This window comes from Bacillus sp. B-jedd (assembly GCF_000821085.1).
Taxonomy (GTDB): Bacteria; Bacillota; Bacilli; order Bacillales; family Cytobacillaceae; genus Bacillus_D.
The window spans coordinates 3,314,552-3,336,801 of record NZ_CCXR01000001.1 but is presented as its reverse complement, the minus strand read 5'-3'; the positions used below and the strand labels follow the sequence as shown (position 1 = coordinate 3,336,801).

Sequence of the window (22,250 nt, the reverse complement as noted above, 5' to 3'; positions counted from 1 at the left end):
TTAAGCGACTGGTGCGCGTGTTATGATTGTGCTCGAATGCTTTTGTGAAGGACTATGGCTTAATGAGGATAATGTCGTTATTGAAGTTTTGGAATGAGGTGGCATGTTGATTAAAGAAAAGTTTGCCCAGCTGTTTTCTGGCTTTGACATCGTAGATTTTGTTACCTGTAAAGATTGGGGAGAACATACACACGACGATTATTTTAAATATTTTAATGATCCGGATAAAGAGATACGGGCAGGATCTTTGTTGGCTTTTGCATGTATGGTGGGGAATTGGTATTACGGTTCGGGGATAGTTTTTCACTGCAAAGGGGAAATGTTTACGCCAAGGGAACCACTTTATGTACTTGGTGATTATATGTCGGCTTATTTAGTGAGCAAGCTGACTATAAAAAGGGAGTTTCCGGTACTCCATAACTATGTTTTATATTACTTGGAGCAGTTCGATAAAGATGTTCCTTACGAGAAGTGTTTTCCCGATGAAGAGAAAGAGGCCTTTAACCAAGTAAGGTCCCTAATATTTCAAGGTGAAACCATCCCGGCTAATAACTTTCATTTGCCAGAAATGCAAAAGTTGCTCAAAGAACTATCCATATTGAGAAAGTATTTTTAAAGCGAAGAAAGGAATGGTTCTACTCCTTCCTTCGGATGTAGAAGGAAGCGCAGGAACCGTCCCCCAGCCTCATATACCCGCAGCTTCTTTCATATGTTGTATGTAGGGGGTGAGGGGATGGGGGTTCATGTTGTGACGGCGGGAGAGAGTTTGTGGTCGATTTCCGTCAGGTATGGAGTTTCACTTAATACGCTTGTTACCGTGAATGGATTGGTATCGGCAGCCAAGATTGTTCCGGGGCTGGCGCTTTATATTCCGGAGCAGACGCTGCCGACCCGGTCTTACCGAGTGAGGACCGGTGATTTGCTTTGGAGGGTTGCTCAGCGATTTAATACGACAATTCCGCGAATAGTGGCTGCCAATCCAGGTCTCAATCCCAATCGGCTGCAAATTGGCCAAATCCTCGCTATCCCCTCACCGAATAAACTGGCCATCGAGACGCTGGGCTTCCTCGTTCCCTCGGGAACTGCGGCGGACCTGGCTGTTATTGAATCATTGGCCAATCAACTAACCTATCTCGCGATTGTGAACTATTCCTTTACAGATGAGGGCTTTGCTTTTGCGGAGAGCGATGACTCAGCTCTTAATTCGAGAAGCCAGGAATTAAACATTGTCCCGTTATTAATGATTCGGAACTTCACTTCGACCGGGTTTAGCGCCGAGTTGGCTGGAAGTGTTCTTGGAAATCCAACCTTCCGGCAAAACTTAGTGGCGAGCATTGCCAATCTGGCGACTAGTAGAGGGTTTGGGGGAGTCAGTCTCGACCTGGAGTTTATTCCTCCGGAAAGGCGAACTGATTTTACTGTATTTTTGCAGGCATTGAAAAGGCAATTGGGCGGTTTGATTCTGAATGTGAATGTCCATGCGAAAACCGAAGATTTGCCGACAAACAAGATTGTGGGTGCGTATGATTATGCTGCGATTGGAAACGCAGCAGATTTGATGGCATTGATGACGATTGATTTCGGTTATCCTGGCGGCCCGCCTGCCCCGGTTTCGCCGATCAATTGGGCCGAGCAGGTGGTCAGGTATGCGCTGACGGTTGTGAATCCACGTAAATTGTTGATAGCGATGCCATTGTATGGCTACGACAAGGTTGTGGCAACAAACGCCACCAAGGGAATCTCGGTCCTTGCCGCACAAAATCAAGCTATCACAACAGGTGCTTCCATTCGTTTCGACAAAACCGCGCAATCCCCATGGTACCCCTATTGGGCGGGTGCCGATGAACATATCGTCTGGTTTGAAGACATCCGCAGCTACATTCAAAAATACAACCTTCTCGACCGCTACAACCTCGCGGGCACAACTTACTGGCAAATCAGCCTCCCAGCCCCGCAGAATTGGGCATACCTCGCCAGCGAAATCACCGTCATAAAAAGAGGAATCTGAAAGCATGAATTCTCCCCTGCTTCATGAAATTTCAGTGGGAATCGATTAAAATGAAGTTATGTGAAGCTTTTTTGTTTGGGTTGGGTGAGGGGGAGTTTTATGAAGGTTTTGCTGGCGGAGCGTGATGGGAATGAGCGGATTGGGATTGAGTGGTTGATGCGGACGTATTCGCTGCCTGTGAACGAGGTGTTGGCGGCTGGTACTTTGCCGGAGACACTATCGATATTGGAACGGGTTGTGCCGGATATTTTGTATATTGAACTGGATATGATCCCGGCTGAGAGTTGGCCGCAGGTTCAGCGATATTGCAAGAGCTTTTGCAAGAAAGTTGTAGCGGTGACGGTCGAGGCAACGTTTGCGAGGGCACGGCAGGCGATTGATCTTCAGTGTGCGGATCTGCTCGTAAAACCTCTTGAGCCTGCAAAAGTGAAGCTTGCGATGCAGAGAGCGATTTCGATGGCGGGAAATCAGCCAGCAGGGGATTCGGCGCTGCCGTTGTTTGATCAGGGTTTTACCTACCGGTCGCTATTTTTGCAGGAGGAGCTGGCGCCCGGGCAGGCGGGAATGATTCTGCTACAGACGGAGGATCAGCGGAAAAACGCGGAACTGGTTGCCTTTTTAAACCGGTATCCCTTTCTGGAACAGCCTGCTATTTTCCCGTTATCCAATCTGGTGGTCTGTGCATTCGAAAATCCGGGCCGCTCGTTGGAGGAGGAAGCGAAAAAGCTCCTTCGTGATTGGGATGGCGGGGAGGCGGGGCCTTTGGCTGCTGTTGTGATTCCAGCAAATGCGGATGAGGAAAGCCTACATGATATGTACCAAACGGCAAGGCGGCTGCTGGAGTTTACCTTTTTCATTGGTTACGATCAGGTAATTAAGAAGTCGCTTGCGGGAGGCTGGCGCGCGTTTGATCCTTTCCTGACGCCGAGGGAGCAGCGTGAGTGGATTGAACTGCTGAACCGGTTTGACCGAAAGGGGATCAAGAAGTGGCTGCATGAAGATTTCTTGCATATGGAACCCCCTTATCCAAATCCGGAGATGCTTCGGACAAGGCTGACGAGCATTCTCGCGCAGGCGAGGCGGTTTATGAAGACATTTCACCTCGATGGGCCGGAGCTGGAAGAAGCCTACATGAAGGTTTTTTCGGATATTCTTTATAACCCGGTCCTTTACCGGATCGTCCAGAATTTCCTTCTGTTTTTATATGAACTGGTGGACATGGCAGCACAAGCGGAGGCTCTTTCAAAAAAGGATGTCATCGAACGTGGGGTCCATTATGTTGAGGAGCATTTTGCCGACCCGGATTTGACACTTGAAAAGGTGACGAATGCGATTGGAATAAGCTATGCGTATTACAGCCATATTTTGATGAAGAAATATGGGATGACCTTCCGGCAGCTTCTGAATGAAACAAGAGTAAAGGAAGCGAAAAAGCTTTTGGCAAAATCACAGCTTTCGGTGAAAGAAATCGCCGCTGAAACCGGATTCCGCAATGCGAATTATTTTGCCAGGATCTTTAAAAAACAGACAGGAATGGCTCCACGTGAATATCGGGCCTTCAATGGAAAAGAAGTAGTTCTGCGAAAATAATTATCCTTATCCAAAATAAATGCTGTTCTAAAGGGAATCTCGCCGGATTCCTTTTTCTTTTGCAAAAATAAACATCCTAAAACGAAAATAATCAACCTATTAATGAAAGCGCTATTATTTTATAATATTCAGTGAATTGCAGTGGGGGATAGTCAACGCTTCCTTTGGGAGGCGAAATAAGCAGCGGGACGGTTCCGGTGCTTCACTTAAAACAGAGGCCCGCCAGCACTACTCAGCACTTAGTTGTGCTGTTCTCACAAAGTAGTATCGCTCCAATCAACAAACGAATCAGCTGGCAAGCCCGGTTGCTTCACTCAAACTATAAATGAAAGGGTGCTGAAGATGATTGCTGAGAAAAAGGATTTGATTAAGCGTTACCGTGGAACAGAGCTCCAAACGAAAGGCTGGGTGCAGGAGGCCGCATTAAGGATGCTGATGAACAACCTTGATGAGGAGGTCGCCGAGAAGCCGGAGGAGCTAGTTGTCTACGGCGGAATCGGCAAGGCAGCGCGGAACTGGGAAAGCTTCCAAGCGATTGTGGAATCGTTGAAAAACCTTGAATCCGACGAAACGCTTCTCGTCCAGTCCGGTAAGCCGGTTGCCGTTTTCAAAAGCCACAAAAATGCACCAAGGGTGCTCCTGGCGAATTCGAATCTTGTCCCGGCTTGGGCGAATTGGGACCATTTCCACGAGCTCGACAAAAAGGGTCTGATAATGTACGGGCAGATGACGGCCGGCAGCTGGATTTATATCGGCAGCCAAGGGATTGTGCAGGGTACATATGAGACATTTGCAGAGCTTGCGCGCCAGCATTACGGCGGCACCCTAAAAAATACGATTACACTGACTGCCGGGCTCGGGGGCATGGGAGGAGCGCAACCTCTCGCCGTAACGATGAATGACGGCGTCTGCCTCGCGATTGAGGTGGATGAAACGAGAATCGACCGCCGGATCGAAACCGCCTACCTCGATGTGAAAACGGATAGCCTTGATGAAGCGATCCGACTGGCGAAGGTGGCTAAAAAGGATGGCAAGGCGCTGTCGATTGGCCTGCTGGGGAACGCCGCGGAAATTCTCCCGCTTATGATTGAGCGCGGGTTCGTTCCCGAAGTGCTGACCGACCAGACGTCATCGCACGACCCGCTTAACGGCTACATTCCAACCGGATATTCGCTGGAAGAGGCTGCGAAACTTCGCGCGGAAGAACCTAAACAGTATGTGAAGCTTTCAAAGGAAAGCATCGCAAGCCATGTCCGTTCGATGCTTGCGCTCCAGCAAAAGGGAGCCGTTACGTTCGATTACGGAAACAACATCCGCCAGGTCGCGAAGGATGAGGGCGTCGAGAATGCGTTTGATTTTCCGGGATTTGTGCCGGCCTACATCCGTCCGCAATTTTGCGAAGGGAAAGGGCCTTTCCGCTGGGCGGCGCTCTCCGGAAACCCTGAAGATATTTATAAAATCGACGAAGTGCTGCTGAAGGAATTCAAAGATAAGGAACATCTGTGCAAGTGGATCCGCATGGCGCGCGAAAAAATCAGCTTCCAGGGGCTGCCGTCCCGGATTTGCTGGCTTGGCTATGGGGACCGGGCGCGTTTCGGCAAAATTATTAACGATATGGTTGCCTCCGGCGAACTCGAAGCACCGATTGTCATCGGGCGCGACCACCTTGACGCTGGTTCCGTCGCTTCCCCGAACCGGGAGACCGAAGCGATGAAGGATGGCAGTGACGCGGTCGCGGACTGGCCGATTCTGAATGCGCTGATCAACGCGGTCGGCGGGGCGAGCTGGGTCTCCGTCCACCACGGCGGCGGCGTCGGAATGGGTTATTCCCTGCACGCCGGGATGGTCATTGTCGCGGATGGGACGAAGGAAGCGGAAGCCCGCCTTGAGCGGGTGCTGACGACCGACCCGGGAATGGGCGTCGTCCGCCATGCCGACGCAGGTTACGAACTAGCGAAGAAAACCGCACGTGAAAAAGGCATCAACATGCCGATGCTGGAGAAGGAGTAATCTTTATATGATTCGACCGCAGCGGTAGGGATTTCCGTCTGCGGTCGAATAGGAGTGTTCTAAACGACTGTAGCCGGGTGGATTTTTGGTTGTGGTCGAATACGAGCTGTCTAAACGACTGTAGCGGTAGAAATTTCCGTCTGCGATCGAATAGAAGGAGTCTAAACTACCGTAGCCGTTGGAATTTTCGTTTGCGGTCGAATAAGGAGTCGTCTAATCCCGAATCAATAAAAATCCGTCAAGAAGGTAACAGAGAAGCCGTCTCTAAGCCCAAAGTGGTACAAGAAACATCCAAACGGTAACAGAGCGGCCTTCTCTAAGCCCGAATTAATAAAAGTCCGCTAAGAAGGTAACTGAGGAGCCGTCTCTAAGACCAAAGTGGTACAAGAAACATCCAAACGGTAACAGAGCGGCGTTCTCTAATCCCGAATTAATAAAAGTCTGCTAAGAAGGTAACAGAGAAGCCGTCTCTAAGCCCATAGTGGTTCAAAAAACATCCAAACGGTAATAGAGAGGCGTTCTCTAAGCCCCATTCAATAAAAATCTGTTTAAAGGTAATAGAGAAGCGATCTCTATTCCCAAACAGGAGATAAGTTTATTAACTTGGTAACAGAGACTCAAATACTGAAACGAAAAATAAAATGACCGATCAGGATAGTGTTTTTGCAAATAGAAAGGAGGAGGCAACGATGACGAAGCCTCTGTTTATACGGAATGCGTCGCAGTTGGTGACGATGAAGAGCGATGCGGCGGGCCCGCGGGTTAAGGAGGAGATGTCCGAGCTCGGACTGATTGAAAACGGAAGTGTTTGGATTGAGGATGGCGCGATTCAGGCGGTTGGCCACGATGAGGAGTTAAGCCGAGAATATGCTGGCAGATTGCACGAGGCGGATGTGGTTGATGCGAGCGGCAAGCTTGTCACACCTGGGCTCGTTGATCCGCACACGCATCTCGTTTTTGCCGGCAGTCGTGAAGATGAGTTCAATATGAGGCTGCAGGGTGCGACTTATATGGAAATCATGAACGCCGGCGGCGGGATTCATGCGACGACGCGAAGGACGAAGGCTGCGTCGTTTGAAGAACTATTGGAGGAAAGTGCCGGACGATTGGATAAGTTTCTTTTGCACGGGATCACGACCGTTGAGGCGAAAAGCGGCTACGGGATGGAGTGGGAAACGGAACGAAAGCAGCTTGAGGTTGCCAAAAAGCTGAACGAAACGCACCCGGTGGACATCGTTTCCACCTTCATGGGTGCGCATGCGGTTCCTGCGGATTATAAGGAACGGCCGGATGAGTTCGTCGATTATGTGATTGGTCTACTGCCAGAAGTGGCGGAGCTCGGGCTCGCCGAGTTCAATGATGTTTTTTGCGAAAAAGGGGTGTTCACCCCTGAGCAGTCCCGGAAAATTCTTGAGGCGGGAAAGGCGTACGGTCTGAAGCCGAAGATCCATGCGGATGAGATTGAGCCGTATGAAGGAGCCGAACTTGCTGCCGAGGTGGGGGCAATTTCTGCGGACCATCTTTTGAAAGCATCCGATAAGGGAATTGATGCGATGGCGGCAGCGGGAGTTGTCGGTGTCCTACTTCCCGGTACGGCTTACTTCCTGAGGGCCGAATTCGCGAACGCGCGGAAGATGATTGATGCCGGAGTGCCGGTGGCGCTGTCGACCGACTGCAATCCGGGCTCGTCGCCGACGGTTTCGCTTCCGTTCATTATGAATCTTGGCTGTTTGATGATGGGAATGACACCGGCGGAGGTCCTGTGCGCCGCAACGGTCAACGCCGCTCATGCGATTAACCGGGCCACAGAGGTCGGAACTCTTGAATCTGGCAAAAAAGCGGACGTAACAATTTTCGATATCTCGAATTATATGAAGCTCCAATACTCTTACGGAGTCAATCACGTTCATACGGTCGTGAAGGCCGGGCGGGTCGTGGTCAACGAAGGGAACTTGGAGAAGAAGGACGTACCGAATTGTGTAAATTAAGGGATTTATTTTTGCAAAAAGTCTCTGAACTGGAAAAGTAAATCAAAAAAAGACTGCATTTTTTGCGAAAGGGGGGATTTGAATGAGGAATTTCTTATATCCAAAGCTGGTGCCGCCGGGATTTACTTGGAACCGGCCCGGGGATGGGACTGCATCTAAAGTTCATGAGTGGATCCAGCCGCTTGCGGAGTTTTCGAAGGAGGCGAGCAGGGATGCGGATGTGGTTCTTGCGGGTGTTCCGCTTTCGAGATCCTCGATCAGTGCTTCAGGAGCTTCCGAATTTCCGGAGGCTTTCCGGCGTTCGTGGAAAACTTTTTCCACCTATAACCTCGATGAGGATGTCGATCTAGTGGGGATGAAGGTGCTTGATGCCGGGGATGTGCCGATGCATGTGACCGATATTGCCAAGTGCCATTTAAATATCCGGGAGGCCTCTGCCGCGCTGCACGAGCATTTTGCAGATTCGATTGTCTGCGCGGTTGGGGGCGACCATTCGATTACCGCGATGATGGTGAAGGGCATGCATGCTGCAAGGCCCGATCAGCGGATTGGAATCCTCCAGTTCGACACGCATTTCGACCTGAGGAGCATGGAGGATAACGGGCAATCAAACGGGACGCCGATGCGGAATCTTATTGAAAGCGGCGTCGTCAAGGGAAGTGATATGTACAATCTTGGGCTGCATGGGTTTTTCAATACGAAAGATTTAAAAGAATACGCGGATGAGCACGGCGTCAATTACCGGACGCTGCGGCAGGTCAGGAAACAGGGGATCGTCCAAGCGGTGGAACAAAGTCTCGAAGAGCTTGCGGCGAAAGTGGACGTCATTTATCTGACCGTCGACATGGACGTCCTCGACATCGCCTACGCACCGGGAGTCCCGGCCTCCACGCCAGGCGGCATGACAACCGATGAACTGTTCGAAGGCGTCCTCGCAGCCGGCAAACACCCAAAAGTCAAAGCAATGGACATCGTCTGCCTCGACCCTATGCGGGACACACAAGCCCAATCTACTGTCAAAACAGGCACGCACGTCTTCCTTACCTTTTTGACCGGCGTTCGAATGCGGTGAAGCATTGGGGCGGTTCTGCTGCATCTTACGGAACACGAGATACCTGGCAGACCAAACAGCAAAGCTTCAAGCCACAACGGCTGCGAATATTAATTTGTACAACCCTGCCGGATCATAAATTCCGGCAGGGACAATTTAAGGAGGGGACTGAATGGGAACAGGACAATTGGAAAAAGTGGAGCCACAAAAGGAAAAAAGACTGTCGCTGAATGTGGCGAAGTTTTTCATTTTCTCAGCAATTGGAATATTTGTATTTTTCGTACCGATAACGATGAATGGCAAGTCGTCAATCATGCTCGATCACATTGTAACGTTCATTTCCTCAGCGGTCCCGGGCATCCTGCCATACTATGGCCTGGTCGTCATTCTCGCAGGGGCGGTTTACCCGTTCGTCAACAAAACGTGGAATAAGGATACTGTAACAACCGTATTTTCTCTGCTGAAAGTGCTCGGCCTCATTACTGCGGTGATGCTTGTTTTCAATATTGGGCCGAAGTGGTTTTTTGACCCGAATATGGGGCCGTTTTTGTTCAATAAGCTCGTGATTCCAGTCGGCATGCTCGTGCCTATCGGATCGATCTTCCTGGCAATGCTGGTTGGTTATGGTCTGCTTGAATTTATCGGAATATTCATGCAACCGGTTATGCGGCCGATTTGGAAGACGCCGGGCAGGTCCGCTGTGGATGCGGTTGCGTCTTTTGTTGGCAGTTATTCCATTGGCCTTTTGATTACAAACAGGGTTTTTAAAGAAGGAAAGTACACGATCAAAGAGGCTGCCATCATTGCGACAGGTTTCTCGACCGTCTCAGCTACATTCATGATCGTCGTCGCAAAAACTCTTGATTTAATGGAAATCTGGAACACGTATTTCTGGGTTACATTCCTAGTGACTTTTCTTGTAACCGCTATCACAGTCCGCATTTGGCCGCTTTCAAAAATGAATGACTCCTACTATGAGAATAAAGAAGGGGACAGGGAAGTACTCGTTAAGAAAGACCGTATTAGGCATGCGTGGCAGGAAGCGATGGCAACAGCTGACACTGCCCCGAGCCTCGCTCAAAATATTTGGGCCAACCTGAAAGACGGGTTCATCATGACAATGGGCATCCTGCCGTCAATCATGTCAGTGGGGCTGATTGGCTTGGTGCTCGCCGAATATACGCCGCTGTTCGACTGGCTCGGCTATTTGTTCTATCCGTTCATCGCCCTTGTCCAGCTGCCGGATCCGCTGCTCGCATCGAAAGCAAGCGCGCTTTCCATCGCGGAAATGTTCCTGCCGGCCCTGCTCGTCGCCAAAGCCGCTCTTGTCACAAAATTTGTTATCGGCGTTGTTTCTGTTTCAGCCATCATCTTCTTCTCAGCCGTGGTGCCCTGCATCCTGTCAACAGAAATTCCGCTGTCCATTCGCCAGCTCGTCATTATATGGTTCCAGCGCGTAGTCCTTACCATCCTGCTCACCGCCCCGCTGGCCTACCTACTGCTATAGAAGCGATCTAAAAAAACATTAACGGCAATAGAAAACCGGAACCTTCTCCATAATGGAAAACGTTCCGGTTTTCTTTATGATGAAAATCATACGAGGAACCGCCCCTGCTTCGCTCGGAAGGAATTATAACGGATTGATAGAATTATATAGTGTTGGAGTTAAATCGGTTTTTTTATGGATATATTTTTTCTGAAAGAAGGATTGGTGGGTTTATCGTGACGGGGTTGATTTTGGTTGAGGGTTTGCCGGGATCTGGGAAGACGGCGACGGCGGGTTTTGTGAAGGAAATTTTGGATGAGTGCGGGGGTGAGGCCCGCTTGTTTTTGGAGGGGGATCTTGATCATCCCGCCGATATGGAGAGCGTCGCCTTTTTGTCTGAAGGGGATTTTTCGATTTTGCAAAATCAATACGGTGAGCTTTTTGCCGGGTTCACACGAGAATCCAATAGCGGATTTCTAGTTTTTTATGGAAAGATGAGGAGGGCTCATGAGGATGGAATTCCCGAAGAGTTGCTTGCCCAGCTTGCTAAACACGATGTCTATGAACTTTCTTTTGCAAAAAATAGATCGGTGATCACGGAAAATTGGAAACGATTTGCCGATAAAGCGGCTGTTGGAGATACCATATATGTTTTCGAATGTGCCTTCATCCAAAATCCAGTGACGGTTGGGATGATTAAATACGGGGAGGATGAGGTGGCTGTTCAAACATATATTGAATTGCTGGCAAAGGCAGTTGAACCGCTAGAACCTTTGCTTGTCTATGTTGGCCAGCAGGATATTGAGGCTTCCTTCAGGAAGGCAGCGGATGAACGGCCAGCAGAATGGCTGAGGTTTTTCACCGATTACTACACCAGCCAGGGCTACGGAAAAACACATCGGCTCGAAGGGTTAGAGGGGGCAATTGAAATCCTGAAAGCCAGGCAAACCCTTGAAACGGCCATATATAATCAGTTAAGCATAAATAAAACCATCATCGACAATACCACGTTCAACCCAGGCGGCCACAAGGCACAACTGAAAAAACTATTATCGGAGCAACTAGGTTAAGCTGGAAGAGCAAGGTGAAGACGTAAGGAGCGGGGGCGTTTCTGCTGTTTCTTTCGTGTGTAGAATGAAACATTGGCTCCATCCCCTGATTCATTGATTAAGAAAAAGCAGGTGAGAGAAATGTTTTTGAAGAGGATCCATCATGTGGCGGTTATTGTTTCGGATTATGAAAGGTCGAAAGATTTTTATGTGCGGGTGTTGGGTTTGACCCCAGTGGGGGAGGTTTACCGGGAGGAGCGGGATTCTTATAAGCTTGATTTGGCGGTGAATGGCGAGTATCAGATCGAGTTGTTTTCGTTCCCTGACCCGGCAGGAAGGCCGAATTATCCAGAGGCGGCGGGGTTGCGCCATTTGGCATTTGAGGTGGATAGCGTCGAGGACACGCTTAGCCATTTAAAAACGAATGGAGTAGAAGTTGAGCCGGTCAGAGTTGACCCTGTGACGGAAAAGAAATATACGTTTTTCAAGGATCCGGATGGATTGCCGATTGAGCTTTATGAGGGATAGCAACAAACAAAAGCGCTGGAACGTCCAGTGCTTTTACTTTTGATCTCATTGAAATCTTTATCATCATGGAATTTCTACTTTAAGCATAATTCGGGTGTTTTAATTGAATGCTAACAGGGGAAACGTTTAGAAGAGGTGATGTGTGTGAAGGAACAAGTTTCGCTTCCAGAGTTTGTGTCAATTTTGAAAGAGTCCGCGGGGCAGCCGGTGATCCGGTTTTCAGAGAAGGAAATCACCCCAAAGGACCCAGTTGTTTCGGATGAGGATAGTATGGCGGGGACCGAGTTAAAGCTGGCGGTGCAGCTTGAGGCGGATACCGGATCGCGTCTAGTGGCTTATGAGAATGTTTATGACAATGAGATGAAATACGAAGGTGACATGGAAATCATTCAGGGCCTCCTGGATGAATATGGGCAAAATGGCGATGTGAAACCTGGCGAGTGATTGATGCTCCCAGGTTTCATTTTTGTGTTTTTCAGTTGAGTGAGGGAGGTTTCTCTTTAGCTATTCAGCATGGGAGGGATATAAGGGGAATCGCCCCCGTATCATTAGAAGAATTTGCTGAAGGTTTTCATGGTTTCTGGGTGCTTGTAGAGGAGCCAGAGGATGAGGCCGAATAGGAGCAGAAGTGTGATATTGATGGTGTAAAGGACTTTTACGGCGGTGGATCGTTTATTTGAATTGTTTTTCGCCATTTCCTCTCACCTCCTGCCAGGTATTTACAATATTAGACGGGGTTTTTTACGAAGGGGTTTCAGGTTTTTAAAAAGAAATTGAGAAGAACCTGCTCCGCATAAGACGAGCAGGTTCAAATTTACTTCTAAACAGTCTTGATTCCTCGATTTAGAGCGCCGGGGGCTCCATGCCGGAATCCAGCCAATCTTCCCGAGAAGGCCCGTACATGCCTGGGACACGGAGGCCGGCCTGGCGCATGAGGACAGTCATTTGCCCGCGGTGGTGGATCTGATGGTCGACAAGGATGGACAGGGTCACATGATTCGGCCATTGCTGCCCGTACATATCATGGGCATCCTTCAGAGTTTCGTCAGTCCACTGTTCTTTGAGGGCGGCGACCATCGCATTGCTCGACTGCCGGTAGCTTTCGGCGATTTCTTTTGCAGAGTCAGGTTGTTTGCTCTCGTGCTCGGCTGCTTCGAACTTCAGCCCCGTGCGCGACATCATTTCATGTAGGGTCGTGACCAAATGCCATGCCAGCTGTCCAAGCGTTCGATGGTCCTTCGCCACCTCCTGCTTCAGCGATTCATCCGTAAGCGCATCAAGAATTTTCTCCGTCCCCTCCGACTCATGCTTCCACGTCTGCAAAAACTCATCCAAAGTATGATACATCCTGCTTCCTCCTTCGTGAAAATGTATTCCTTCCATAAATTCGCTGCCGCACAAATAAACTCCTTTAAAAAAGAGAATCTGGGGACGGTTCTGCTGCTTCTTTCGATATCCGAATGAAGTGCTGTAGCCGTCCCTAATCCTCGATTGTTGATTTCCACTCCAGGGATATGCTTTCCGCGGGGCGGACCGTGGAGCCTCCTCGGCGTCATAGACGCCTGTGGGGTCTCCACGTGCCGCTGCATCCCGCCGGAGTCAATCCCCTCCGTTCCGATCAACTTCATTGAAAATCCCTTCCTCCGTGCAAAAAACACCACTTATTTAACTTAGACGAAATAATTTTTGAAGTACCAGGAGCAGAAGGCGCCTATGATAAGAACGAACGCGAAGCTGGCAATGTTCAAAAGGTATTCTCTGTCGTTCCTGTGTAGTTTATATTGTTCGACTCCCCGTCTTGCTTCGATTCCTCCAAGTATGAGGATGGCGAACAATAAGGGGCGGTCCGGAAGTGCAATGTAAATTCCAATTACAAACAAGACAATATCAAAAGCCATCCCGATTTTTGTTTCGGCCAGTGCCCTGTGTTTCTTTCTATTTATCCGCAAGGCTTTAGCCATTATGGTGAGAACAACTTGTTGAATAAGAATAAAAATTAAAAGTGTGACGATAAAAGGGAAAACGATCATAAATGCACACACTCCTCTCAATGTGACCGGAAGCCGAACAAGGCTTTTTTTGCTTTTCTCGCAAAGTCTCGATTGGTATTAACAAAAAATCCCCAGTCATCTTGTTAGGTAAATTATAGCGGAAATCCTGCTTACATGGTTAATTTCCCCTATGTGCTAGGTGGGGGCTTTTATATACTAAAAAAAATGCCCGTCGGTTCGTTTAAACAGAAACCGTCGGGCATTTTACAAATGTTTTTGGAATAGAGCACTGGAACTCTCCTGCATCTTTCGTCTCTGAATTATTTTCTCGCTACAACTGCCTTGTCTGATCGATATATCAGGAAAGGGGCCGGTTGGTGATGGCTTTGACTGTTTGCAGGTATAGCTGTTCTCGTTGATTGTCTGCCAGGAAGTGTAGGGTGATTCGATCAATTAGGTATAAGGTGCTTATGTCCAGGCCGGTTTGATGAAAGTCGCTTCGCCCAGGGTGAATCGTCCATAAGACAGATTTGGCAAGATCGGTCAGCGGCGTGTTTCCAAAGGCGGTGATAGCGACAAGGTCCGCACCTTTATCTTTCCCCCTTCGCAATGATTGAATCAGGTCGGGGGTTTGTCCGGATCTTGAAATCGCTATGACCAAATCGCCTTCCTGTACGAGGGTGCTCCGGATTGTCATTAAATGTGGATCCGTTATCGCTTCGCAAATAAATCCCATCCTGCTCAGCCGGTAATTCAATTCCTGGGCGGCCAGCCCAGAACTGCCCAGCCCATAAATGAAAATCCTCGATGCCGTTTCCATCATTTTAAGCACCGGATCTACCGAATCAGGAGAGTTGAGCAACTGGACATCAGCAAGCATTTCATGATAGGAAGCGAGCAAGCTTTCATTTAGTCCCGTTGCTTTCGCTGTGCCATCAGATTTACTTGCGAGCCTGATTTTCATTTCTACAAAATTCCGGCAGGAAACCTTTTTTGCAAATCGGGTGATCGTGCTGATTGAGACTCCTGTCTGGTCTGCAAGTTCCTGGATATTTCTGCGTGATGCATCCTCAGGATTGGCGAGGATAAAATCCGCGATATTTCTTTCCTTATCCGACAGATTGGAATACACATTTTGTATTTCCATTAATAGTGAAGCCATGCAAGTCCACCCTTATTCAAGTAATTATCAAGGACAAAGAGGCTGATTCGCCTGCAGAATGGCCATACCCTAGGAGATAGTTGATTGGACCCGCTGCTTCGCCATCATTCAAATCGCGTTACAAAAGAAGCGCTGGAACCGTCCTTTGCTTCTCATGCCTCTCGAAAGAAGCGCTGGAACCTTCCAGCGCTTCAGCAGGACCGCGTACTTCAATCTCAGATTTCCTGGACAAAAGCGGCAGTAATGTTTTGTGGTCTTGTGATGGCGCCGCCAACGACGATAGAGTGGGCACCGAGTGCTAGTGCTTGTTTGGCCATTTCGGGTGTTTGAATGTTGCCCTCTGCGATGACGGGTATGGTGACCTCTTTTAGTACGGTTTTTAGGAAGTTGAAGTCCTCTTCATAAAGCTTACTTCCTTTTGTTTCGTTTGTATAGCCGTATAGTGTGGTGGAAACACAGTCGAATCCTAGTTTTTCGGCTGTACGGGCTTCTTCAACTGTTGAAATGTCGGCCATCAATTGGACGGCAGGATTTTTTTTGCGCAAAAATGCTACAAGGTCTTCTAGCGTGACACCGCCTGGCCTTTTCCTCGCAGTTGCATCCATCGCAATCATTTCGCAGCCACTCTCAAGAAGTTCCTCGAGTTCCTTCTCGGTTGCGGTAATGAACACCTCGCTGTCTTCATAATCCCTTTTGACAATGCCGATGACAGGGAGGGAAACCTCCTCTTTAATGGCAAGGATATCCGCCTTGGAATTCGCACGGATTCCGGCAGCCCCGCCGATTTTAGCGGCCAGGGCCATTTTTGCCATAATGAAGGAACTGTGAAGCGGCTCATTTTCCAGCGCTTGGCACGATACGACCAGTTTATTCTTGATTTCATTAAGCATAAATTTACTCGCCTACCATTTCCTCGATTTCGTTTTTGATAATGGTGACTTCAGGTCCGTAAATTACCTGAACGCCATTGCCTTTTTTCACGATTCCTTTGGCGCCGGTTTTTTTCAAAAGGTCATCATCGACACGATTGACATCCGCAACGGTGACACGAAGACGGGTCGCGCAGCAATCGACATTCTCGAGATTTTCTTTTCCGCCAAGCCCGGTGATAATCGTTTCGGCCCGCTCGCTTTTATTCGTAGTTCCGGCAGTAGCGGTGTCCATGCCCTCATCTTCACGCCCTGGCGTCTTGAAGTTGAACTTCTTGATCAGGAAGCTGAATGAGAAATAATAAACAAAGAACCAAGGAATCCCGATGATTGGCACCATGTACCAGTTTGTTTTAGCTGTTCCCTGCAAAATGCCGAACAAAACAAAATCAATGAAACCGCCGGAGAAAGTCTGTCCGATGGTGATTTGGAAAATATGGGCGAGCATGAAAGCCAACCCGTCCAAAAATGCGTGAAGAACATAAAGCATCGGTGCGATAAACAGGAAGGAGAACTCAATCGGTTCGGTAATTCCTGTCAGGAAAGATGTAAGCGCGGCAGATCCGAGGAGGCCGGCAACTTTTTTCTTGTTCTCTGGTTTCGCGGTCTTGTACATGGCAAGGCACGCGCCAACAAGTCCGAACATCATGGTAATGAATCGGCCTGACATGAAACGGGCCGTTCCAATATAAAACTTCTGGGTATCCGGGTCAGCAAGCTGCGCAAAGAAAATACGTTGCGTCCCCTCGACGAGCTGGCCATTGATTGTCAGTGAGCCTCCAAGGCTTGTAGTCCAGAAAGGCATGTAGAAAATATGATGAAGTCCGAAAGGTCCAAGCATGCGGAGGACGAAACCGTAAATGAATGTCCCAATATAGCCGGTCGCTTCCACAAGCCCGCCCATTTGGAAAATGCCTTTTTGGATGAAAGGCCAGATGAAGAACACGAGCACGCCAAGGAAAATGGCCGCGAACGAAGAAATAATTGGCACAAAACGTGAACCACTGAAGAAGCCAAGGAATTGTGGCAGCTGCTTTTTATTATAGCGGTTATGCAGCCATGAGCTCAGTACACCCGCAAGCACACCTCCAAAAACTCCCGTCTCGAGTGTATGGATTCCTAGTGTCATTCCCTGTCCGACTGCGGCAGGATTATCGCTGTTCATTGTCCCAGTAATCGTCAGGAGAGCGGAAATAGTCGCATTCATAACCAGGAAGGCAAGAACGCCAGCCAGGCCCGCTGTCCCTTTATCCGATCTTGCCAGGCCTACAGCCAGCCCAACCGCAAAAAGCAATGCAAGGTTAGCAAAAACAACCGAACCCGCACTCGACATAATCGTAAAAACAGACTGCAGCCAACCTATATCAAGGAATGGATACGCCTGTACCGTATTAGGATTCGAAAGCGCACCCCCGATCCCAAGCAGCAAACCAGCCGCAGGCAAAACAGCGATTGGCAGCATAAACGACTTCCCAAACTGCTGAGCTTTCTCAAAAAAACTGCTCATCAAACTCACTCCTTATGTAGTGAAAATTATTTTCTTTCGAATTATAATATGAAAATTATTTTTATGCAAATCCATTTCTTGCTTTTCATTTTCATTCTAGTAGCATGTGCACTTTTCGTAATTCTATAATTTTTCCAGCCTTATATTGCTATCCAAGAAAAAGATTAGGCCTATGCTTCACTTCCATTTAAGCCTGATGATGGTGAGATAGAGGATATAGCCGATGAGAGGGTGGGAGTGCTGCCAGTCCGGATGGTGGGTGAGGAGGCCTAGTGTTTCGGCGATGGTCATGGCTGTGCTTATATTGAGGAAGAGAAGAATCGTTTTGGAGATGTTGAGGTTTTTTGAAAGCCAAAGAAAGAAGGCGATGAAGAGGGGGAGGCCAACCAGAGTAAAGAGGATATTGATGGTGAAGATTTCGGGCAGCGGCCTGATCGGAAAGGCGTAAGGCCGCTGCCGGTAAAGTAGAGTTCAAGATAGGTGCCTAGCAACGATCCGAACATCATCGCGGGAATCATCGGCCGGATTCCGGAATAAAACCGCCTTTTTGGCGAGGGCCGCAAGTTCAATTCTTTCAAGGGTTTTGCAGTAGTCATCTTGAATGTCCCCTTCCATTTTTTCTTTTAGCCGGGGCAAAAAATAAATGATCTTCCAATCATGAAACCAATCGCCTGTTTCCGCAGGCGGATGCTCCTGGTTTGCCCAGGCGAATTCAAGGCTGGGGCTGTAAATCCTTGAAGCTCCGGGTGCCAGCTGGCAAAACTGGATTCTCGGAGGCAGCTGAATTTCAGGTGAAGCTTCTTCAATATCGTTAAAAAGATGGGGCCAATAATCTTTGCGAGAACCGGTATGCGGCGTGCTGGCGACCCACTTTTTGATTCGCTCCAACCTATCTGCATCGTCAAATAAAAGGGCATAAATCCTTTTCCCAAACGCAATCCTCGTCTCCAAGCTTTCAAAATGGCGAATCGTCTCACCGACGATACCGACCGTTCCATTTTCCTCAAACGGAAAAAGAATATGATTCATCGCCAATAGGTCATGAAGCTGGAACTGCAGCGTGTGGATGACTTTGTCCTGAAAGACTGGATTTTCCAAAACTCGTGATTCCAAATATGTTTGTTCGTTGATAATGAGACCGGCCGTCAGGGTATACGTATCTCTTTCCTCCCAAAAATAATTCCAGATCGTCTCCATGAATGTCGAAACATGAAGATGGGCCAAAAGATGAAAAAGATTTCTGCCGCGTTTCCGGCTTTCTTCATAAAGAAGTAATTGGGAATACGCATCATGAAAAATAAGCCAGTTGGCCCGTTCCAAAAAGGTGAAATAGGCCAGTGCTTCTCTTTTGCTAAGGAGCCGAGAAACGAGACCGCCCTTTAAATCGGTCATATTCCAGCCGCCGTTCCTGGAAACCAAGTGGGCAAGAAGAGCCCAGTGAATTTCCGGGAAACGGAAATAAAAGTCCAAATAAGCCTTCGTCCTTGTAACATTGTTTTTATTCAATCCGCTTGTCCGGCTTCGAATTTCAGTCACGAGCTTCTCTTCATAAGCAGATAGATTCGAAATTTGAGATGCGGCTTTCTCCTTTTTCTTCAAGTCTTTCTGAATCTTTGCCAAGTATTCGGGCAAAGGCTTCTTTTTTTGCAAAAAAAAGTTCCAGAACATGTCTGCCGCCTCCTCTATGAATTCTCATCGTTTCGACTGAATAAGTATGTAAAAGTTAGTGGTTCAGCTGGAGTGGGAAGGAATGAGAAGATGGAAACGGTCAAGGACGGTATTGGCAAGTTGATTAAACAGCTGAAACAGAGCCAGTCTCCTCGCGGGTCTTGGGATTTCCCTTTTGAAACGGGAATTACGACGGATTGCTATATGATCATTTTATTAAGAACGCTTGAAATTGATGATGAGAAATTAATCAGGGGACTAGTGGAGCGGATTTTGAGCAGACAGGAGAAGAATGGGGCATGGAAGCTGTTTTTTGACGAAGGAGAAGGGAATCTGACCGCGACGATTGAGGCGTACTATGCCTTGCTTTTTTCTGGCTTTATACAAAAAAGTGATGGGCGGCTGCGGGCGGCGAGGAGCTTCATTCAGCAACACGGCGGGATTGAAAAGGCTCATATGTTTACGAAGATCATGCTGGCTTTAACCGGACAGATCAACTGGCCGCGATTTTTTCCATTTCCATTGGAGATTATTTTGCTCCCAGTATCGTTCCCGTTGAATTTTTATAGCTTTTCAGAGTTTGGAAGATCCAATTTAGCGCCGATTATGATTCTGGCGCACAGAAGGTTCCAGCTGAGGACAGCCGGAAGCCCTAATTTGGCGGGGGACTTGCAGGGAAGGGAAGCAGACGGCATTGACTGGTTCAGAGACGATGCTTCCTGGCGGGGGCTCGATTCTTTTTTTGCAAAAAATTTCAAGAAACTGCTTGGGCTGCCGGCTGAGCTTCATCAGCTGGCAACGGAAAAAACAAAAAATTATATGTTAGAGCGAATTGAACCAGATGGTACCTTCTATGGCTATTTCAGTTCGACCTTCCTAATGATTTTCGCGCTCCTTTCGCTTGGGTACAAAAATTCGGATCCGGTGATTGTGACGGCCGTTGCTGGCTTAAAAGGGATGAAGTGTGAAATAGGCGGGTTTCCACATATGCAATATACGACGGCGGCCGTCTGGAATACGGCCTTGATCAGTTACGCACTTCAGGAAGCCGGGGTGAAGTCAGCCGATCCGGCCGTGGAAAAGGCGAACCGCTATTTGCTCAAGAAACAGCAGTACAAATACGGTGATTGGGCGATCCATAACCCGTCAGCTTTTCCAGGCGGTTGGGGGTTTGCGGATAGCAATACGGTCCACCCCGATGTCGATGACACGACGGCTGCTTTACGGGCGATTGCTGCTAAAGTAGGAGAAAATCCCGATTATCGGCATGCCTGGGACCGCGGAACACAATGGGTACTTTCAATGCAGAATAAGGATGGGGGGTGGCCAGCTTTTGAAAAAAATACAGATAGCCGGCTAATTTCACTCTTGCCAATCCAGAAGCCAACCTTCCTGTTGGCGGATCCGTCCTCTGCCGACTTAACTGGGCGGACACTGGAGTTCCTTTGTAATGAAACGAATCTCGAACGGAATCATTCCTCCGTGAAGAGTGGGGTAGAGTGGATTTTGAATAACCAGGAAAAAGACGGGTCGTGGTACGGCCGCTGGGGAATTTGCTATATATACGGCACATGGGCGGCAGTGACTGGATTGCGGGCAGCAGGCGTCCTTCCAAGCCACCCTGCGATCAAAAGGGCTGCGGAGTGGCTGAAGAGCATCCAAAACAGCGACGGCGGCTGGGGTGAATCTTGCCGGAGCGATAGCGCGGAAAAATATGTCCCGCTAGGCGCCAGCACACTGACCGACACTGCCTGGGCAACGGATGCCCTCATCGCCGCCACTGGCCGCCCCACAACTGAAATTAAAGTTGGCATCACCTATCTCCTCCAACACCTAGATACTATAAACTGGACAACAACCTATCCGAAAGGCCAAGGCATGGCAGGTGACTTTTACATCCACTATCACAGCTACAACCTCATTTTCCCGCTCATCACCCTTGCCCACTATCAAAGAAGAGAGTGAAGGGTCGGAACGGTATGTTATAGCATAAAGGGCAGATTGGCTGCCTCGTCTTTATTGGGTATACGACAGTAGGAGGCAGCAGGCCGGGTAAAGTGCCACTCAATTTTATATTTGATATTTGCCAAAGGGAAACTCTTACACGATTTATTCAAGAACTCCGCTCCCGCAACTCAATCACTGAGCCACTGGGACCGTCCCCTGCCTCACTCAGCATCCTGCCAAGCCGCTTGGATTGGGCCGTGGCTTCTTTGATGCAGTGGATAAGGGAGTCTTGGACTTGGCGGTTTTCGAGGATGCGGATGCCGGCTTCGGTTGTACCGCCTGGGCTTGTGACTTCGTGGCGGAGCTGGCGGGACGGTTTGTCTGATGTTTTGAGCATCTCGGCGGCACCGAGAAGTGTCTGGATGATGAGTTCTTTTGCCAGATGGCCTTCGAGGCCTATTTCCGCTGCGCTGTTTTCCATCGCTTCGACCAGGTAGTAGATGTACGCGGGACCGCTTCCTGATAGGCCAGTCACGGCGTCAAGTTGGCTTTCCTCAACAAAGGCCGCCATGCCCACGGTTTCAAAGAGTTTTTTTGCCAGTGAGGCCTGTTCCTCGGTGACTTGTGCGTTAAAGGCCAGGCCAGTCGCCGATTTCCCAATCGCTGCGGATGTATTCGGCATGGCCCGGACCACCGCCAGCTCACGGCCGGCCAGCCGCTCAATGCTGCTGATCGCGAGTCCGGCGAGGACGGAAATGACGAGCGTCTGTTCATGCAAAACTGGCAAAATCTTCGCCAGGCCAGCGACCGCATCCTTAGGCTTCATCGCCAAAATGACCGCGTCGGCATCCCGGAAAAGTTCCCGTTTATCATAAGTCGTACGGACACCGTATTTTGTTTCAATGCAGGTTAGCCTTTCCTGGTCCCGCCTGTTTGTCACCCAAATGTTTTGATTATGAATAAGACCGTTGGCAATGATTCCGGAAATCATCGCTTCCGCCATCGAGCCCGCACCTACAAAGACAAGCTTTTTCACGTTAACCCCTCCAATTTTTGAATGCAAAAAGGCCCTTCATCCGCAAAGGACGAAAGGCCATTCTTCCGTGGTACCACCTTTATTCACTTTCCTGCCGGCAAAAGCGGACAACGTACTAGGATGCATGAGCATCCGTTGCGCCGCTTTTTTGCAAAAAAGCTCACTCAACTCCAATATCGCCGGATACGCGTCCAGGTTTGCCTGGCAGCTCCCGGGGTAGGTTCGATGTTCAAGAGGGCTGTGAAGCCTTTCAGCCGCTGAGCTTCACTCTCTTTCGCCATATCCCATCTACTGGCCCCA

At 48.9% G+C, this 22,250-nt stretch carries 20 protein-coding genes; 11 read left to right on the top strand and 9 right to left on the bottom strand.

All coding sequences use genetic code 11. The annotated features are described in order from the left end of the window. The first annotated feature begins 103 nt into the window (after nucleotides 1-103). The 10 genes from BN1002_RS16595 (at nucleotide 104) to BN1002_RS16550 (ending at nucleotide 12,154) form a co-directional block, all read left to right on the top strand. Complete coding sequence (locus tag BN1002_RS16595; RefSeq protein ID WP_148362809.1) at nucleotides 104-616, top strand: hypothetical protein; 513 nt, start codon at nucleotides 104-106, stop codon at nucleotides 614-616. Nucleotides 617-733: 117 nt separating this feature from the next. Beyond that, a complete protein-coding gene (locus BN1002_RS16590; protein ID WP_048826643.1) occupies nucleotides 734-2,008 on the top strand; it encodes a LysM peptidoglycan-binding domain-containing protein in 1,275 nt (424 codons plus the stop codon). A gap of 99 nt (nucleotides 2,009-2,107) precedes the next feature. Next, entirely contained in the window at nucleotides 2,108-3,598 is a 1,491-nt protein-coding gene (locus tag BN1002_RS16585) for a helix-turn-helix domain-containing protein (RefSeq protein WP_048826641.1), read from the top strand. A gap of 342 nt (nucleotides 3,599-3,940) precedes the next feature. Then, nucleotides 3,941-5,608 carry a urocanate hydratase gene (hutU, locus tag BN1002_RS16580; RefSeq protein ID WP_048826639.1) on the top strand — a complete coding sequence of 556 codons (1,668 nt, stop codon included), beginning with the start codon at nucleotides 3,941-3,943 and terminating at the stop codon, nucleotides 5,606-5,608. A 689-nt stretch (nucleotides 5,609-6,297) separates the two neighbouring features. Then, a complete protein-coding gene (gene hutI, locus BN1002_RS16575) occupies nucleotides 6,298-7,596 on the top strand; it encodes an imidazolonepropionase (RefSeq protein ID WP_048826638.1) in 1,299 nt (432 codons plus the stop codon). A gap of 82 nt (nucleotides 7,597-7,678) precedes the next feature. After that, nucleotides 7,679-8,668, top strand: a complete 990-nt coding sequence (locus BN1002_RS16570) for an agmatinase family protein (RefSeq protein WP_048826636.1) — start codon at nucleotides 7,679-7,681, stop codon at nucleotides 8,666-8,668. Nucleotides 8,669-8,819: 151 nt separating this feature from the next. Then, on the top strand, nucleotides 8,820-10,154 hold the full coding sequence (locus BN1002_RS16565) for a YjiH family protein (protein ID WP_048826634.1): 1,335 nt from the start codon (nucleotides 8,820-8,822) through the stop codon (nucleotides 10,152-10,154). 215 nt (nucleotides 10,155-10,369) lie between these two features. Continuing rightward, the gene (locus BN1002_RS16560; protein ID WP_048826632.1) at nucleotides 10,370-11,203 is read left to right on the top strand and encodes a P-loop NTPase family protein; all 834 of its coding nucleotides are present in this window, start codon (nucleotides 10,370-10,372) and stop codon (nucleotides 11,201-11,203) included. A 120-nt stretch (nucleotides 11,204-11,323) separates the two neighbouring features. After that, nucleotides 11,324-11,710 (top strand): SMU1112c/YaeR family gloxylase I-like metalloprotein, encoded by a 387-nt coding sequence (gloA2, locus tag BN1002_RS16555; protein WP_048826631.1) that lies wholly within the window; start codon nucleotides 11,324-11,326, stop codon nucleotides 11,708-11,710. 144 nt (nucleotides 11,711-11,854) lie between these two features. Beyond that, nucleotides 11,855-12,154: a hypothetical protein gene (locus tag BN1002_RS16550; RefSeq protein ID WP_048826629.1), complete on the top strand. Its 300-nt coding sequence runs from the start codon at nucleotides 11,855-11,857 to the stop codon at nucleotides 12,152-12,154. A 104-nt stretch (nucleotides 12,155-12,258) separates the two neighbouring features. On the opposite strand, the gene BN1002_RS23860 is transcribed toward BN1002_RS16550, so the two are convergent. From BN1002_RS23860 to BN1002_RS16520, 8 genes are all read right to left on the bottom strand, one after another. Next, nucleotides 12,259-12,405: a hypothetical protein gene (locus BN1002_RS23860; RefSeq protein WP_156129728.1), complete on the bottom strand. Its 147-nt coding sequence runs from the start codon at nucleotides 12,403-12,405 to the stop codon at nucleotides 12,259-12,261. Nucleotides 12,406-12,553: 148 nt separating this feature from the next. Then, nucleotides 12,554-13,057 carry a DinB family protein gene (locus BN1002_RS16545; RefSeq protein WP_048826627.1) on the bottom strand — a complete coding sequence of 168 codons (504 nt, stop codon included), beginning with the start codon at nucleotides 13,055-13,057 and terminating at the stop codon, nucleotides 12,554-12,556. A 323-nt stretch (nucleotides 13,058-13,380) separates the two neighbouring features. Further along, nucleotides 13,381-13,740, bottom strand: coding sequence for a DUF4181 domain-containing protein (locus BN1002_RS16540; RefSeq protein ID WP_048826625.1), 360 nt, complete (start codon nucleotides 13,738-13,740; stop codon nucleotides 13,381-13,383). 319 nt (nucleotides 13,741-14,059) lie between these two features. Next, nucleotides 14,060-14,863 (bottom strand): MurR/RpiR family transcriptional regulator, encoded by an 804-nt coding sequence (locus tag BN1002_RS16535; RefSeq protein WP_048826623.1) that lies wholly within the window; start codon nucleotides 14,861-14,863, stop codon nucleotides 14,060-14,062. Nucleotides 14,864-15,078: 215 nt separating this feature from the next. Then, nucleotides 15,079-15,753 (bottom strand): N-acetylmannosamine-6-phosphate 2-epimerase, encoded by a 675-nt coding sequence (locus BN1002_RS16530; RefSeq protein WP_048826621.1) that lies wholly within the window; start codon nucleotides 15,751-15,753, stop codon nucleotides 15,079-15,081. Nucleotides 15,754-15,757: 4 nt separating this feature from the next. Further along, nucleotides 15,758-17,299, bottom strand: a complete 1,542-nt coding sequence (ptsG, locus tag BN1002_RS16525; RefSeq protein ID WP_048826610.1) for a glucose-specific PTS transporter subunit IIBC — start codon at nucleotides 17,297-17,299, stop codon at nucleotides 15,758-15,760. A 177-nt stretch (nucleotides 17,300-17,476) separates the two neighbouring features. Then, entirely contained in the window at nucleotides 17,477-17,701 is a 225-nt protein-coding gene (locus BN1002_RS24520; RefSeq protein ID WP_442853419.1) for a hypothetical protein, read from the bottom strand. Nucleotides 17,702-17,770: 69 nt separating this feature from the next. Further along, nucleotides 17,771-18,967: a DUF2515 domain-containing protein gene (locus tag BN1002_RS16520; RefSeq protein ID WP_082036266.1), complete on the bottom strand. Its 1,197-nt coding sequence runs from the start codon at nucleotides 18,965-18,967 to the stop codon at nucleotides 17,771-17,773. 90 nt (nucleotides 18,968-19,057) lie between these two features. Between BN1002_RS16520 and shc the strand changes: the two genes are divergently transcribed. Beyond that, complete coding sequence (gene shc / locus BN1002_RS16515) at nucleotides 19,058-20,932, top strand: squalene--hopene cyclase (protein ID WP_048826606.1); 1,875 nt, start codon at nucleotides 19,058-19,060, stop codon at nucleotides 20,930-20,932. A gap of 148 nt (nucleotides 20,933-21,080) precedes the next feature. Here the strand turns inward: shc and proC are convergent, their stop codons facing one another. Continuing rightward, nucleotides 21,081-21,950, bottom strand: coding sequence for a pyrroline-5-carboxylate reductase (gene proC, locus BN1002_RS16510; RefSeq protein WP_048826605.1), 870 nt, complete (start codon nucleotides 21,948-21,950; stop codon nucleotides 21,081-21,083). Nucleotides 21,951-22,250 lie beyond the last annotated feature (300 nt).